The sequence below is a fragment of the Nocardioides sp. SYSU D00065 genome, assembly GCF_017916425.1.
GTDB lineage: Bacteria > Actinomycetota > Actinomycetes > Propionibacteriales > Nocardioidaceae > Nocardioides.
Window position 1 is genome coordinate 623,496 of record NZ_JAFMSX010000001.1, and the last position, 14,020, is coordinate 637,515.

The 14,020-nt window shown below is 72.9% G+C and carries 13 protein-coding genes; 5 read left to right on the forward strand and 8 right to left on the reverse strand.

The window, feature by feature from the left end:
- Positions 1-37: 37 nt before the first annotated feature.
- The 4 genes from rpmA to J3P41_RS03110 form a co-directional block, all read right to left on the reverse strand.
- Entirely contained in the window at positions 38-292 is a 255-nt protein-coding gene (gene rpmA, locus J3P41_RS03095; RefSeq protein WP_210438357.1) for a 50S ribosomal protein L27, read from the reverse strand.
- Between the two features lie 54 nt (positions 293-346).
- Positions 347-649, reverse strand: a complete 303-nt coding sequence (gene rplU / locus J3P41_RS03100; RefSeq protein ID WP_210648769.1) for a 50S ribosomal protein L21 — start codon at positions 647-649, stop codon at positions 347-349.
- 191 nt (positions 650-840) lie between these two features.
- Positions 841-4,296, reverse strand: a complete 3,456-nt coding sequence (locus tag J3P41_RS03105) for an Rne/Rng family ribonuclease (RefSeq protein WP_210648770.1) — start codon at positions 4,294-4,296, stop codon at positions 841-843.
- Positions 4,297-4,614: 318 nt separating this feature from the next.
- Positions 4,615-5,337 (reverse strand): TIGR03936 family radical SAM-associated protein, encoded by a 723-nt coding sequence (locus J3P41_RS03110; protein ID WP_210648771.1) that lies wholly within the window; start codon positions 5,335-5,337, stop codon positions 4,615-4,617.
- Between the two features lie 61 nt (positions 5,338-5,398).
- Between J3P41_RS03110 and J3P41_RS03115 the strand changes: the two genes are divergently transcribed.
- From J3P41_RS03115 to J3P41_RS03125, 3 genes are read left to right on the forward strand one after another with little or no spacing between them, the layout of a single operon-like run.
- Positions 5,399-6,079 (forward strand): glycosyltransferase family 2 protein, encoded by a 681-nt coding sequence (locus J3P41_RS03115; RefSeq protein ID WP_210648772.1) that lies wholly within the window; start codon positions 5,399-5,401, stop codon positions 6,077-6,079.
- Complete coding sequence (locus J3P41_RS03120; RefSeq protein WP_210648773.1) at positions 6,076-6,510, forward strand: DUF2304 domain-containing protein; 435 nt, start codon at positions 6,076-6,078, stop codon at positions 6,508-6,510. Before J3P41_RS03115 ends, J3P41_RS03120 begins: the two co-directional genes overlap by 4 nt.
- Entirely contained in the window at positions 6,503-7,384 is an 882-nt protein-coding gene (locus tag J3P41_RS03125) for a glycosyltransferase (RefSeq protein WP_210648774.1), read from the forward strand. Before J3P41_RS03120 ends, J3P41_RS03125 begins: the two co-directional genes overlap by 8 nt.
- Here the strand turns inward: J3P41_RS03125 and J3P41_RS03130 are convergent.
- A complete protein-coding gene (locus tag J3P41_RS03130) occupies positions 7,374-8,162 on the reverse strand; it encodes a glycosyltransferase (RefSeq protein WP_210648775.1) in 789 nt (262 codons plus the stop codon). The genes J3P41_RS03125 and J3P41_RS03130 overlap by 11 nt on opposite strands.
- Positions 8,149-9,447, reverse strand: a complete 1,299-nt coding sequence (locus tag J3P41_RS03135) for a hypothetical protein (protein ID WP_210648776.1) — start codon at positions 9,445-9,447, stop codon at positions 8,149-8,151. The genes J3P41_RS03130 and J3P41_RS03135 overlap by 14 nt, the downstream gene beginning before the upstream one ends.
- A gap of 22 nt (positions 9,448-9,469) precedes the next feature.
- Between J3P41_RS03135 and J3P41_RS03140 the strand changes: the two genes are divergently transcribed.
- Positions 9,470-10,378 (forward strand): glycosyltransferase, encoded by a 909-nt coding sequence (locus tag J3P41_RS03140; protein WP_210648777.1) that lies wholly within the window; start codon positions 9,470-9,472, stop codon positions 10,376-10,378.
- Positions 10,379-10,388: 10 nt separating this feature from the next.
- Positions 10,389-11,720 (forward strand): hypothetical protein, encoded by a 1,332-nt coding sequence (locus tag J3P41_RS03145; RefSeq protein ID WP_210648778.1) that lies wholly within the window; start codon positions 10,389-10,391, stop codon positions 11,718-11,720.
- A 154-nt stretch (positions 11,721-11,874) separates the two neighbouring features.
- Here the strand turns inward: J3P41_RS03145 and J3P41_RS03150 are convergent, their stop codons facing one another.
- Both J3P41_RS03150 and J3P41_RS03155 read right to left on the reverse strand, forming a co-directional pair.
- On the reverse strand, positions 11,875-13,533 hold the full coding sequence (locus J3P41_RS03150) for a glycosyltransferase (RefSeq protein ID WP_210648779.1): 1,659 nt from the start codon (positions 13,531-13,533) through the stop codon (positions 11,875-11,877).
- Positions 13,530-13,931 carry a hypothetical protein gene (locus J3P41_RS03155; RefSeq protein ID WP_210648780.1) on the reverse strand — a complete coding sequence of 134 codons (402 nt, stop codon included), beginning with the start codon at positions 13,929-13,931 and terminating at the stop codon, positions 13,530-13,532. The genes J3P41_RS03150 and J3P41_RS03155 overlap by 4 nt, the downstream gene beginning before the upstream one ends.
- Between the last annotated feature and the right edge of the window lie 89 nt (positions 13,932-14,020).

Genomic DNA, 14,020 nt, shown 5'->3' on the forward strand with positions numbered 1-14,020 from the left:
GACGCCCTTCGCAGAAGTGCTCAGTGTCGCGGTGACGTCACTCGCCGGGGACGATGTTGACGACGCGACGACCGCGGCGGGTGCCGAACTCGACGGCGCCGGCCTGCAGGGCGAACAGGGTGTCGTCGCCACCGCGGCCCACGCCGGTGCCCGGGTGGAAGTGCGTGCCACGCTGGCGGACGATGATCTCGCCGGCGCCGACGACCTGGCCGCCGAAGCGCTTCACGCCGAGGCGCTGGGCGTTGGAGTCACGACCGTTCTTGGTGCTCGCGGCACCCTTCTTGTGAGCCATTGTTCAGTCCTTCGCAGACGTGTCGGGGAGACGGTGTCGACCTCGAGCGAGCGCTCAGAGGGAGATGTCGGTGACCTTGACCTGGGTGTACTTCTGGCGGTGGCCCTGGCGCTTCTTGTAGCCGGTCTTGTTCTTGTACTTCTGGATGATGATCTTCGGGCCCTTGGTGGCGCCGGTGACCTCGACGGTCACGCTCGCCTTGTCGAGGCCGGTGGCGGTGACCGTCTCGCCGTCGACGACCATGACCACGGGCAGGGTGATGGTGTCACCCTGGGCCACGTCGGTCTTGTCGATCTCGATGACGTCGCCCACGGCAACCTTCTGCTGCTTGCTGCCACTGCGCACGACTGCGTACACGGCGAGTCACTCTCCTCGATACAGAACTACAGGTGAAAGAACTTCGGGTCTGCGCACGACACCGCCTGACCTCGGACGACGTACGCCGCGGGGCGGGCGCGCAGGGATCGGTGCGTCGAACACCGAGGATCAAGACTACGGGATCGGAGGGCGACCGGCAAAACGACGCCCGGCCGGCCCCTCCGCACGGCTCAGCGCTTGCGCGAGCCCTTCTTCTTGATCGGGACGTGCTCCACCGTCGGCGCGTCCGAGGCCTCCCCCGGCTCGACGTCCGCCGTGCCGGGCTCGACCGCGCCTGATGCGGGCGGCGTGCCGGCAACGCCGTTCGTCGCGGCCACCGCACCTGCGGCCTCCGGCGACGGGCCTCCGGCCGGCGGGCCGGCCGGACGGCTGGCGGAGCGACGGCGCGTTCGGGTCACCACGCGCGGCTTCTCCTCGTCGGCCGGAGCCGCGGCGGCGGCCGGGGCCTCGGTCCGTACCTCGGGGGTCGGGGTCACCTCAGCCGGGATCGGCTCAGCCGGGGCCGGCTCAGCCGGAGCCGGCTCAGCCGGGGCAGCCGCGGCGGGTGCCGCCTCGTGCTGGCCCTCGACCGGAACCTCGACCGGAGCCTCGGCAGACGCCTGCTGCTCCGCCCCTTTGTCCTGTCGCGCCATGGCGGCGACGACCTTGGGCGACGGTGCCGCCACGGGCTGCTCGGCGGGCCGGCCGGTGTCGCCGCCGTTGTCCTCGCCGTTGGCGCGGCGACCGCGACGGCGGCTGCCGCGCCGTCCCTCGCTCTCCTCCGGCTTGGCGTCGGGGTCGACCGGCTGGTCCTTGATGACGACGCCGCGGCCGTTGCAGTGCTCGCAGTTCTCGCTGAACGACTCGAGCAGGCCGGTGCCGATGCGCTTGCGCGTCATCTGGACGAGGCCGAGGGAGGTGACCTCGGCGACCTGGTGCCGGGTGCGGTCGCGGCCCAGGCACTCGACGAGGCGGCGCACGACGAGGTCGCGGTTGGACTCCAGCACCATGTCGATGAAGTCGACGACGATGATGCCACCGATGTCGCGCAGCCGGAGCTGGCGCACGATCTCCTCGGCCGCCTCCAGGTTGTTCTTGGTGACGGTCTCCTCGAGGTTGCCGCCGGAGCCGGTGAACTTGCCGGTGTTGACGTCGACGACGGTCATCGCCTCGGTGCGGTCGATGATCAGCGAACCGCCCGAGGGCAGCCAGACCTTGCGCTCGAGGCCCTTGTGGATCTGCTCGTCGATCCGGTACGTCGCGAAGACGTCGCCGCCGGTGTTGCCGCGCTCGAACCTCTCGACCCGCTCGGCGAGGTCCGGGGCCACCTGCTCGACGTAGCGGGACACGGTGTCCCACGCGTCGTCGCCCTCGATGACGAGCTTGGCGAAGTCCTCGGTGAACAGGTCGCGCACGACCTTGAGCGTCAGGTCGGGCTCGCCGTAGAGCAGCTGCGGGCCGGAGCCCTTGTGGGTGGCCTTCTTCTCGATGGCCTCCCAGCGCGACTTGAGGCGCTCGACGTCGCGGGTCAGCTCCTCCTCGCTTGCGCCCTCGGCCGCGGTGCGCACGATGACGCCGGCGGTGTCGGGGACGATCTCCTTCAGCAGCGTCTTGAGGCGGTTGCGCTCGGTGTCGGGCAGCTTGCGGGAGATCCCGGAGGTGGTGCCGTCCGGGACGTAGACCAGGAAGCGGCCGGCCAGGCTGACCTGGCTGGTCAGGCGGGCGCCCTTGTGGCCGACCGGGTCCTTGGTGACCTGCACCAGCACCATCTGGCCGCTCGAGAGGACCGACTCGATCTTGCGAGGCTGGCCCTCCTTGTGCCCGAGCGCCGACCAGTTGACCTCGCCGGCGTAGAGCACCGCGTTGCGGCCCTTGCCGATGTCGATGAACGCCGCCTCCATCGAGGGGAGCACGTTCTGGACCCGGCCGAGGTAGACGTTGCCGATGATGGAGGTCTGCGACTCGCGGGCGACGTAGTGCTCGACGAGCACCTTGTCCTCGAGGACCGCGATCTGGGTGAGGTCCTGGCGCTGGCGGATCACCATGACCCGCTCGACCGACTCGCGGCGGGCGAGGAACTCGGCCTCGCTGACGATCGGCGCGCGGCGACGGCCGGCCTCGCGGCCCTCGCGACGACGCTGCTTCTTGGCCTCCAGGCGGGTCGACCCCGAGACGGCGGTGATCTGGTCCTCGGCGGAGCGGCCCTTGCGGACCCGCGTCACGGTGTTGGCGTCCTCGTCGTCGGAGGCGCCCTCGTCGCCGGCGCGACGCCGGCGACGGCGGCGCCGCGAGGAACCCTCGCCGTTGCCGTCGGACGCCTCGCCCTGGGCGGCATCTCCCCCGGAGGCGGCAGCGGTCTCGTCGGCCTCGTCCCTGGCGGCGTCGTCGGAGGCGTCGGACCCGGCGCCTCGGGCACCTGCGGACTGGACGGCTTCGACGTCGGTGTCGGCCTCGTCGCCCCCGGAGCCGCCCTCGGCACCGCCGTCGGAGGACTTGCGCCGGCGGCGTCCGCCGCGCCGGCGACGGCGGCGCGCGCCGCCGCCCTCGCCCTCACCGGTGTCGTCGGCGGACTCCGTCGCGTCGTCGTCGGCCTGGACAGCACCGGTCTCGGCCGGCGCCTCGTCGGCGGCGTCCGCAGCCGTGTCGGCGTCGGTGTCCACCGCGAGCACAGCGGGGTCGGCGGGCTCAGCGGCCTCGGTCTGCTCGCTGGCGAGGGCGGCCGCGGACTCCGCTGCGTCCTCGTCAGCGGGCTCGGTCGGCTCCACCGGCGCGACGGCCTTCTTGGCGCCCCTCTTGGCGGCGGTCTTCTTGGCGGCGGTCTTCTTGGCCGCCGTCTTCTTCGCTGCGCGGCCGGTGGCACTGGCGGCCGGGGCCGCCTCGCTCCCCGGCTCGGGTGCGGATGCGGCGTCGTCGGAGCCGTCCGAGCTGTCCGCGACGGGCTCCGGAGCGGGTTCGCTCCGCTTGCGCGTACGACGCGTCGTGGTGACCACCGGCGCCTGGAACAGCACGGCGTGACCACCGGCCGGCTCGGCCGTCTCGGCCGTCTGGGTCGTCTGGGTCGTCTGGGTCGTTGCGTCAGCCTCGTCCGCCTCGTCGGTCGGACTCGCGACCGGGTCGGGCGCCGGCGCGTCGACGGCCGCGCTCGGTGCCGCCTTCTTCGCGGCGCGCTTGCGAGTGGTGGCCTTCTTGGCGGGGGCCGGCGCCTGCGCGGTCTCGGCGGGTGCGGTCTCGGCGGGTGCGGCCTCGGCGACGTCGGCAGGGGCCTCGGCAGGGGCCTCAGCCGGCGCCTCACCAGGCGCGGCGGCCTTCTTCGCGGTGGACTTGCGGGCGGGGGCCTTCTTGGCCGCGGCCTTGCGCGCGGGGGCCTTGCGAGCGGCTGCCTTGCGGGCCGGCGCCACGGCGGCGCCCTCCTCGGCGGCGTCCGCATCGCCGGCGGGCGGCTCGGCCGCCGCGGCCGGCGCCTCGTCGGACGCTGCCCGTGCGGCAGCCGCCTTCTTGGCGGGCGCCTTGCGCGTGCGCCGCGTCACGACGGGAGGCGCCGGCTCCGCTACGGCGGGGGACGCGTCAGGCGGGGTGCCGCCCTCGGGAGCCACGGGCGGGGTGTCGTTCGCGGCGTCGGTGCGGTCGGGCTGGTCGTTGTCGAGCATGGGTGCTCCTCGGGCACCGTTCGGTGCCGATACGGCGTCCACCGCTCTCGCGAGCGATCGCAGGGACGCGAAGCTTCAGTGGCGGCGACACCCTCCGCGTGTGCGTCTCCGAGCGGCTGATCCGTCACCCGCCGCGGTCGCCGGGCCCTCGGAGTCGCTGTCACCGACTCCGGCGGCCGCGTCGCGGTCCGGTGACGTCCACCCGCCAGGGGTGCCGACCACGGGTGCGGCCGGCGAGGACGTCGTCGGCTCGACGGATCCCGACGGTTGCCGGGGCATCGAACGTGGCGAGTATCGCACACCGATCCCGGCGATCCCCTATGCGCGCGACGCCAGCGGGTCGGCCAGCTCCCCGGAGGCGAGCAGCGGCCCCTGCGCCAGCCGGGTCATCAGCGGCGCCTCTCCCGCGGACAGGCCGGCCACCGTCTCCAGCCCGCGCAGCACGTCGTCGGGGCGGACGGCAGGGGTGCCGTGGCGCAGCACCACGTCCAACGTCGTACGAGCCGAGGCGTCGGCGGGCAGCACGCTGAGGGAGACCACGGCACCGCGGGCGTCGAACTCGCGCATCCCCTTCTTGGTCATCCGCTCGACGAGCGCCTGGTCGGCGGCCAGGAACCTGGCCACAGCGTCGGCTGCGGTGTCGTGGTCGGCGGCCACCTCGATGCGCCACCGGCTGCCCTCGAGCAGGTCGGCGAGGGAGCCGCCGGGCGACTCCACGACCTCGAGGACGTCGAGCCCGGGCGGAAGCGCCGCGTCGAGCAGCGCGTGGACGTCGGCGGGCACCACCACCTCGGCGAGCGCGAGCTCGAGGTACTCGGCCTCGCTCGCGGAGCCGGTGGGTGCGGCACCGGCGTAGGAGATGCGCGGATGCGGGTTGAAGCCGGAGGAGTACGCCATCGGGATCCGCGCGCGGAACACCGCGCGCTCGAACGCCCGGCTGAAGTCGCGGTGGCTGGTGAAGCGGAGCCGGCCGCGCTTGGCGTAGCGCACGCGGAGGCGCTGGACCGGCGGGGCCTGCTGCTCGGGCTGCTGCTGGGGCACCCGCTCAGGCTAGACGGCGCGAAGTCGGCCCCCGGCGCCGCCGCCGGTAGCATCGCGCGACGTGAATGATGTCGCGTTCGTCGTGCCCGTCTACAACGAGGCCTCCGTGATCGCCGACGTCATTGCCGACATCCACACGGTGACGCCGCACGTCGTGTGCGTCAACGACGGCAGCCGGGACGGCTCCGCGCAGGCGATCGTGCAGGCCGGCGGCTACCTCGTCGACCACCCGATCAACATGGGCCAGGGGGCAGCGCTGCAGACCGGCATCGAGTTCGCCCGGGCACTGCCGCAGATCCAGCGCTTCGTCACCTTCGACGCCGACGGGCAGCACCTCGTCGCCGACGCCGTCCGGATGCTCGACCTGCTCGAGGAGGGCGACCTGGACATCGTGCTCGGCTCCCGCTTCCTGGGCGAGACCGTCGGCGCGTCGGGAGCGAAGAAGGTGCTGCTCAAGGCAGCCGTGAAGTTCAGCAACGTCACCTCGGGCATCCGGCTCACCGACGCCCACAACGGCCTGCGCGCCTTCAACCGCCACGTCGCGGAGACGATGGAGATCACGGCCCCCGACATGACCCACGCGAGCGAGATCATCGAGCTCATCGCGGCAAACAGCTACCGCTACCGCGAGGTGCCGGTGACCATCCACTACACCGACTACTCCACCAGCAAGGGGCAGGCGAGCGTGAACGCGATCAACATCGCCGTCGACACGCTGCTGCGAAGGGTGACCCGCCAGTGATCGTCGTCCAGTTCCTGCTCATCGCGGCGTTCGTCTTCCTCTTCTTCGTCGCGATCCGCAGCCGCACGGCACACGGCGTCTCGGCGTCCAAGAAGCTCTTCTTCATGGCGTTCATCGCCGTCCTGGTCGTGGCCGTCCTCGCGCCCAACCTCGTCACCGAGGTGGCCAACCTCGTCGGAGTCGGCCGCGGCACCGACCTGGTGCTCTACCTCCTCGCCGTCGCCTTCGGCTTCTACGTCGTCAACGACTACCTCCGCGGCCAGGACAGCCGCCAGCAGCTGCACCGCCTCGCCAGGCGGATCGCCGTCCTGGAGGCGCTGGAGCGCTACCGACTCGACCACCGCGACGAGACCCGCCCCGCCACCGACCCGCAGGCGGAGCAGTCGCAGCAGGCCCAGCAGGCCCAGCGGGCGGACGACCGGGATGCTTGAGGTCCTGGTCCCGTTCTGGGGCGACCCGAGCCACCTGCGTGCGGCCGTCGCGAGCGTGCAGGCCCAGACCGACCCCGAGTGGCGGCTGGTCGTGGTCGACGACCACTACCCCGACCCCTCGGTGGCGCAGTTCTTCGCCGGCCTCCACGACGAGCGCATCACCTACGTCCGCAACGACGTCAACCTCGGCATCTCCGCCAACTTCGAGCGCTGCCGCCAGCTCGCGACCGGCGACCTGGTCGTGTTCCTCGGCTGCGACGACCTCCTGCACCCGACCTACGTCGAACGCGCGCGATCGGTCCTCGCCGCCTTCCCCGGGGCGGCGATCCTCCAGCCCGGCGTGTGCGTGATCGACGGCTCGGGCAGTGAGGCGCGGCCACTGGGCGACCGGGTCAAGGACCTCCTGCGGCCCCGCGTCGCGGCGCCCACCGAGCTCTCGGGTGAGCCGCTCGCCACGAGCCTGCTGCGGGGCAACTGGCTCTACTGGCCCTCGCTGGTCTTCCGTCGCGCCTGGATCGCCGAGCGCGAGTTCCGCGTGGACCAGGACATCGTCTTGGACCTCTCCTTCGTCCTCGGCGTCGTCCGCGACGGCGGCTCGCTCGTGCTCGACCCCGAGGTGACCTTCTCCTACCGGCGCCACGCCGCCAGCCTGTCCTCGACCGCCGCGGTCGACGGGTCGCGCCTGGCCGAGGAGGGCCGCTACTTCGCCGAGGTGGCGGCCGACCTCGCACAGCACGGGTGGCCCCGCGCGGCGCGCGCGGCACGGCAGCGCTGGGTCTCGCGCCTGCACGCGCTGACCCTCGTGCCCGGGGCGCTGCGCAACCCGGCGCGCCGCGAGTCGGTGCGCCACATCTGGGCGCACGTCACGCGCTGAGGGGCGACCTCCTCCGGCGCACTCGCCGGACGGCCACGGCCACGGCCCGCAGGAGCATCAGCCGCGACCGCAGGGCAGGTACGACGCCTCGCGGCCGGTCCGGTGTCGTCTGGTTGGCGTCGTGCTGGCGACGCAGCACGACGACGTCCTCGAGGTGTCGGATGCTGCCGCGCAGGTTGCCGCACAGCGCGAGCCAGAGGTCGTGCGACTCGATGAGCAGGGACGGGAACGGCAGCACCGTGTCGAGCGCCTCTCGGCGCAGCGCCATCGCGCATCCGTAGTAGGGCCGCATCCCGGCCAGGATGCCCGCGACGTTGCGGACGTGGCGGGTCGAGTCCGCGTCGTGCAGCACCCACTCCCCGCCGCCGAGGGGCGGGCTCAGGCGTCGTCCGGAGCCGAGCAGCACCAGGTTGCCGGCCACGACGTCGGCCGTGGCCAGCGCCGCGACCATGGCGTCGGTGCGGCCCTCGGGCCACACGTCGTCCTGGTCGGCGAGGAACAGCAGGTCGTGGCGGCACTCACGCAGGGCGGTCTCGAAGGTCCTCACGTAGCCCCGGTTCACGGGCGACTCGAGCAGTCGCACCCGGGCGTCGCCGATCGCGCGCACGACGGCGACGGTCTCGTCCGTCGAGGCGTCGTCGACGACCACGAGCTCGTCACCTGCGTCGAGCTGGACCAGGATGCTGCGCACCTGCTCCTCGACGTAGGCCGATCCGTTGTAGGTCGCCATGGCGACCGACACGGCCGGCCGCGAGGCTGCGACCTCAGGCAGGGACATGGGCCTCTCCCGTCTCTGGCTCGAGGTTCCTGGTGCGCCCGCAGACCAGCGCGGCGACGTGGACGAGCAGACCCACTGCGGGCCCGCCGATGAGGGCGGTGACACTGCGCTGCTCGAGGGTCCCCGGCAGGAGGAGCAGGAGGACGGTCGAGGCCGTCGCGACCAGCCACCCGCCGAGGAAGATCGCGTGCCGGTTGGTCGCCTGGCACGTGGCGCCGGTGACCGTCAGGACGGCCAACTCGGTGGCGGACAGGGTCAGCAGGGCCAGGACCCAGCCAGCGACCCGGTAGTCGGCGCCGAAGATCGTCGTCATCAGCCACGGCCCGACCGCCCACGCCAGCAGGCTGCCGAGCACGCCAATCGCAGTGATGGCGGCGATGACGAGCACGAGCGCACGACCGAAGCGCCGGCCGGCGTGCACGAGGTAGGACACCGCGATGCCCTGCACCGCGTTCAGCGGGATGAGCAGCGGCGCGCGGGTCAGCTGGATCGCCAGCAGGAGCGGCGCTGCGGCGCGGTAGCCCGCGGGCGCGGTCGTCGCCGCCAGGATCACCGGGAAGCCGACGACCACCGCGGCGGCGGACGCCTGCGCGAGCATCGACTGGGCGACGCGCCGAGCGAGCACGCCGCCGGCGCAGTCGGTCGCCGCACCCATCACGGGGCGGACACGTGGCGCGAGCAGGAGGACCAGCAGCACCGCGAGGGCAGCGACCGTCGACCCGGCGACCAGGCCCAGCAGGCCGGCACCCGCCAGCGCGACCACGACGGTGAGCCCGAGGCGAGCCGATGCCTCCGCGCCGATCACGGTCGCGCTGGCCGACCACTGGCGGCGCCCCGTGAGGCCGCCGACGGCGGTCGAGTGGAAGGCGTAGCCCCACACGCCCAGGCCGAGCAGCAGGGCGACGGGCCACGCGTCGCCCAGCCCCGCCCCGACTCCGAGCAACCGCTTGTGCCAGGCCAGGGCGAAGACGCCGACCGGCACCGCGCACACGACCGAGGCGGCCGCGGCGACCCGCCAGAGGCTCGGCCCCACCGCATGCCCGTCCCGCTGCGCGGCGGCCGTCGACCGGGTGACCTCGGTGGCGAGTCCGGACAGCAGGCCGTAGGCGAAGAACAGCACCGACAGGATCGTGAGGAAGTGGGCGGCCGCGTCCGTCGGGAGCCGGTGGGTGGCGATCCACATGACGACGTAGCTCGTCAGTGCCGAGGCCCCGGCCGCCACGGCGACCAGCACGGCGGCACGACCACGCTCCGCAGGCGCCGCCGCCACGCCCCGTCGTTCCATCGACGCCTACTCTAGTCGCGCCATGACCACCTCCCACCGCACCGCTGCCGTGATCACGGCCTACCAGCCCGGCGAGACGTTGACGACCGCGGTGCGCTCCGTGGTCGGCCAGGTCGCGCACGTCGTCGTCGTCGACGACGGCTCGAGCGATGCAGCCGCGGTCCTCGCGGAGTGCGCCGCCCTCGGCGCGAGGGTCCTCAGCCACGGCGCCAACCGCGGCATCGGCGCGGCGCTCAACACCGGGATCGGTGCGGCCCGCGCGGCGGACCCCACCCTCACCCACGTGCTCACCCTCGATCAGGACTCCGAGGTTCCCGACGGCTTCCTGGCCGGCCTGGCGGCTGCCGAGCGGGCTGCCCGCGAGGCGGGGATGCGCGTGGGGATGACGTCCCCGGGGACGATCACGACGGTTCGGCGAGGAGGTACCGACAACGCCGACGTCTTCCGGCCCGGCGGCGAGCCGATCCAGTCCGGGCTGCTGCTGCCCGTGGCGACCCTGGACGCGGTGGGTGACTTCGACGAGTCGCTGGTGATCGACGGCGTCGACAGCGACTACTGGCTCCGCGCGCTCGACGTGGGCCTGACCGCGGTCGTCGCGCCCGGCGTGTCCCTCGACCACCGGCTCGGGCAGCCGCTCGTCACCGGTGGCGGCATCCGGCTGCCCTTCGTGGTGGCCAGCCAGTTCCGCTACTACTACCAGTGGCGCAACCTCGTGCGGGTCGTGCGCCGCCACGGCCGCCGCCACCCGCGCTGGGCGGCTGGCGCCGTCGTACGCGCTGCGCGCCACCTCGCCATCGTGACCGTGCTGGCACCCGGCCGCGGCGCCAGGCTCCGCAACGCCGGCGCGGGTGTGCGGGCCGGGCTGCGTGGCGAGCATGGACTGCGACCGCCTCGTACGGCCGGTTCATCGACGCACCGGCCGCGCCGGTAAGGTGCGCCGCATGAAGGCACGAGACGTCGGGAGGCGTTTCGGGCGCGCGAATGCACTGGTGGTCGCGATGATCGTCGTGCTGTCCGGCTTGCTCGTGGGCCTGCACGTCGACGGCTACACCAAGCTCAGCCCGGTCGACGAGCTCCAGCACATCGACTACCTCGACCGTGCGCCGGGCCACCCCTCCCCCACCGACCGCGTCGGACAGTTCGCCATGCACCAGCAGCTGTGCCGGGGCATGGACTTCGAGGGCTTCGGGCCCCCGGGATGCGTGCGCGGGAGGCTCGACCCCGACAACTTCCAGGAGCGCGGCTACAACACCGCCTCCATCTACACGCCGCTCTACTACACCGCGACCAAGGTCGTCGCCAGCGGCATCGAGTTGGTCACCCCCGCCGACGACCTCGTGACGTCCGGACGTCTCGTCGGCGGCTTCTGGCTCGCGCTGGGCGCCCTGCTGCTCTTCGCCGCGGGACGTCGCCGCGGCCTCGACCGGGGCCCCCTCGCCGCCATCTGCGTGCTGCTGGTCTCCGGACCGGCCCTGCTCTACCCGTCATCCACCATCGCGCCCGACGCGACCGCTTTGGCCCTCAGCGCTGGTCTGGTCCTGGCGCTGACCTGGGTCGAGGAGAGACCCACGAAGCGGCGCATCGCGGTGCTCGTCCTGATCGCGACGATCGCCCCGCTCGTGAAGATGACCTACCTGTGCAGCGTGGCCGTGGTCGCCCTCTACCTCCTGATCCGGTGGCTGCGCGGGCTGCAGCGCGGCGAGCGGGCGCACTGGCCCCTCGTCACGGGCGCCGTCGCTGCGGTCACCGCGCTCGCCGGCACCTTCGCGTGGACGTCGTACGTCTCCTCGATGCCGCAGATCTCCGACGAGGCCCTCCCCGACATGGCCACCAGGTTCCAGGTGGGCGCGTTCCCCTGGTACGGCATCGGTGACAGCCTCTTCGTCCTGCTGCAGCCGCTGAGCAACCCGTGGGTGCTGGTCGGCACACCGCAGCTGGTCGTGCTCGCCTGCACGCTCGGCACGCTCACGGTGACCGCGGGCACGGTGGCGACCGCCATCTTCGGCGTCGGGCAGGAGCGCGAGCAGGACCTCGCCCGCGCGACGATCATCAGCGGCATCGCCTGCAGCATCGGCCTCATCGTGATCTCCTACGTCACGAGCGGGTCCTACATCCCACTGCCGAGCCGTTACGGCATGGCGCTGATCGCCCCGCTGGCTCTGAGCACCGTCGCGTGCGTGCGCACCCGCACCAGCTCGGCCATCCTCTGGGGGATCGCGGCGGCATCGCTGGTGCTGACGCTCTGGCGCCTGGTCGACCTCAACCTCGCCTGAGCAGGGTCCGCCCGGCCCCGCGGAGAGCGTCCCGAGGCCCGGCCGGCCGGCAGGCCCGGCAGGCCCGTCGGGTGTGGAACGCGAAGGCAGGGAGGACGGGTCGCCGATGCCCATGCCCGGCCCGCCCGAGGTGCTGGGCGACGGCTGAGGGCCGTCAGGCCTCCGGCGACCTGCGGCCCCGGCGCCGACCGCTCGTCCGGGACGTCTCGTGCAGCTGCACGTCGAGCACCCGGTGCGGGTCGAGCATCGGCGCGGCGAGCCCCGGCGGGGTGTAGCGGTCGACGTCGGGCACGCCCCAGCGGCGTACGACGAAGTGCCGCTCCCACGCCTCCACCGTGCCGTCGCGCGTCTGCGACTCGAAGTGGAAGAGCTCGCAGTTGGCCACCCAGACCGTGCGGAGGCCGTGGTGGGCGATCTTGTAGCAGAAGTCCACGTCGTTGAAGTTCGACGGCAGCGCCTCGGTGAACCCGCCGATCGCGACGAACACCTCGCGCCGCACGGCGGCGCACGCGGCGGTCACGCCGGTGACCTCGCGGTTGACCGCGAGCTCGCCGAACGGCCCGGGGTCCTGGCGGGTGCGGAAGCGGAACGGGTGGTGGTAGTGCTTGTTCCAGTAGCCGTGACCGGCGTGCTGGATCGAGCTGTCGCTGAAGTAGAGCTTGGCTCCGGTCAGGCCGACGTCGGGCTCGTCGAGCGGGCCGACGAGGTTCTCCAGCCAGCGCTCGCTGATCACCTCCACGTCGTCGTTGAGGAACACCAGCCGCTCGCCCGTCGCGTGCAGGGCGCCGACGTTGCACTTCTCGGAGAAGTTGAACGGCTTGTCGAACTCGACCAGCACCAGCTTGTCGCCGGCGATCTCCCGCAGCCGCTCCAGCACCTCGGGCGGGGTCGGGGTGTCGTGGACGACCACGACCTCGACGTCGTCGTGGTCGGTGCGCGTCAGCGCGGAGCGCACGGTCTCCTCGACGAGCACCCGGCGCTCACCGAAGACGAGCGCGGAGCTGCCGAGGGTCGGGATCACGATCGAGACCCGCACCAAGGGGTCGAGGTCGCGCTGGATGACGTAGCGGCCGGGCTCGGCGCCCTGCTCGACGCGCCCGCGGATGCCGAGGCGGTCGAGCTGGTCCTGCACGGCGCGCTGCCCGGCGATCGTCGCGTAGGGCTTGGCGCCGATGTCCGCGGCGGCGGAGCCTGCGATCGCACGCCAGTGGTAGAGCACCCGGGCCACGTGGACCACGCGCCGCGCGCGCTCGCTGACCCGCAGCGCGAGGTCGTGGTCCTGGGACCCGTCGTAGCCCTCGCGGAGGCCGCCAACCTCGCGCACCAGGGAGGTGCGCATCACCGACAGGTGCGAGGTGTACATCTGCCCGCGCAGCCGCTCGGGAGACCAGTCGGGCTTGCGGAACGGCGAGTGCAGCGTGCCGTCGGCGTCGGCCTTGTCCTCGTCGGAGTAGAGGTAGTCGACGTCGGGCTGGTCGGCGATGTGGCGCGCCATGACAGCCAGCGCGTCGGGGGTGAGCAGGTCGTCGTGGTCGACGAACGCGAGGAACTCCCCCCGTGCCGCCTCGACACCGTCGTTGGTCGCCCGGACGATGTGCCCGTTGTCGGCGCGCTCGACGAGTCGGATCCGGTCGTCGGTCGCGGCCTGCTCGCGGATCCAGTCGCGCACCTGGGGCGACGGGGACGCGTCGTCGACCAGCACCCACTCCCAGTCGGGGAGCTCCTGTGCCAGCACCGAGGCGAAGGTCTCCTGGAAGACCTCGAGCGGTGGGTCGTAGACGGGGGTGACGATCGAGAAGAGCGGTGCGCTCATCGCGCCCGTCCCCGCAGGCGGCGGGCCACCCGGCGGGCGAGCGAGGGGCGGGCGGTCTCGAGATCCTGCACCCGCGAGGTGAGGGCCGCGTTGCGCTTGCGGACGGTCTCGAGGCGCGACCGCAGCTCGACGATGCGCTTCTGCTGCGCCTTCTTGACAGAGGCGAGCCGCGCGGCCCGCGCCGAGACCCGTCGCAGGTCGGCGGTGAGCCGGAGGATGTCGGCGTTCTGGCGGCCGATCTCGGCCTCGATGCCGACCACGTGGTCGCGGCTGACGAGCGCCGCCTGACGCGCCCTCAGCAGCTCGCGCTCGAGCTCCTCGACCCGCTGCGCGAGCCCTGCTGCCGCCGCGTCCCCCGTGACCAGGCCGGTGGCCTGGCCCTGCTGCTCGTCACCCATCGTGCTCCCGTCCGTGTCCCTGCCGTCGTTGCTGCGACGCGCGTGCGTCGGCGCTCGAGGCTACCGCAGTGGCCGCGGTCCCCCGGTCC

What these genes read in the sequence shown, in the direction of transcription:
- J3P41_RS03125 (WP_210648774.1), top strand. Translation starts at nt 6,503, where the DNA reads ATGCTTGAGGTCCTGGTCCCGTTCTGGGGCGACCCGAGCCACCTGCGT.
- J3P41_RS03140 (WP_210648777.1), top strand. Translation starts at nt 9,470, where the DNA reads ATGACCACCTCCCACCGCACCGCTGCCGTGATCACGGCCTACCAGCCC.
- J3P41_RS03105 (WP_210648770.1), bottom strand. Translation starts at nt 4,296, where the DNA reads ATGCTCGACAACGACCAGCCCGACCGCACCGACGCCGCGAACGACACC.
- J3P41_RS03150 (WP_210648779.1), bottom strand. Translation starts at nt 13,533, where the DNA reads ATGAGCGCACCGCTCTTCTCGATCGTCACCCCCGTCTACGACCCACCG.
- J3P41_RS03155 (WP_210648780.1), bottom strand. Translation starts at nt 13,931, where the DNA reads ATGGGTGACGAGCAGCAGGGCCAGGCCACCGGCCTGGTCACGGGGGAC.
- rpmA (WP_210438357.1), bottom strand. Translation starts at nt 292, where the DNA reads ATGGCTCACAAGAAGGGTGCCGCGAGCACCAAGAACGGTCGTGACTCC.
- J3P41_RS03130 (WP_210648775.1), bottom strand. Translation starts at nt 8,162, where the DNA reads ATGTCCCTGCCTGAGGTCGCAGCCTCGCGGCCGGCCGTGTCGGTCGCC.
- J3P41_RS03145 (WP_210648778.1), top strand. Translation starts at nt 10,389, where the DNA reads ATGAAGGCACGAGACGTCGGGAGGCGTTTCGGGCGCGCGAATGCACTG.
- J3P41_RS03135 (WP_210648776.1), bottom strand. Translation starts at nt 9,447, where the DNA reads ATGGAACGACGGGGCGTGGCGGCGGCGCCTGCGGAGCGTGGTCGTGCC.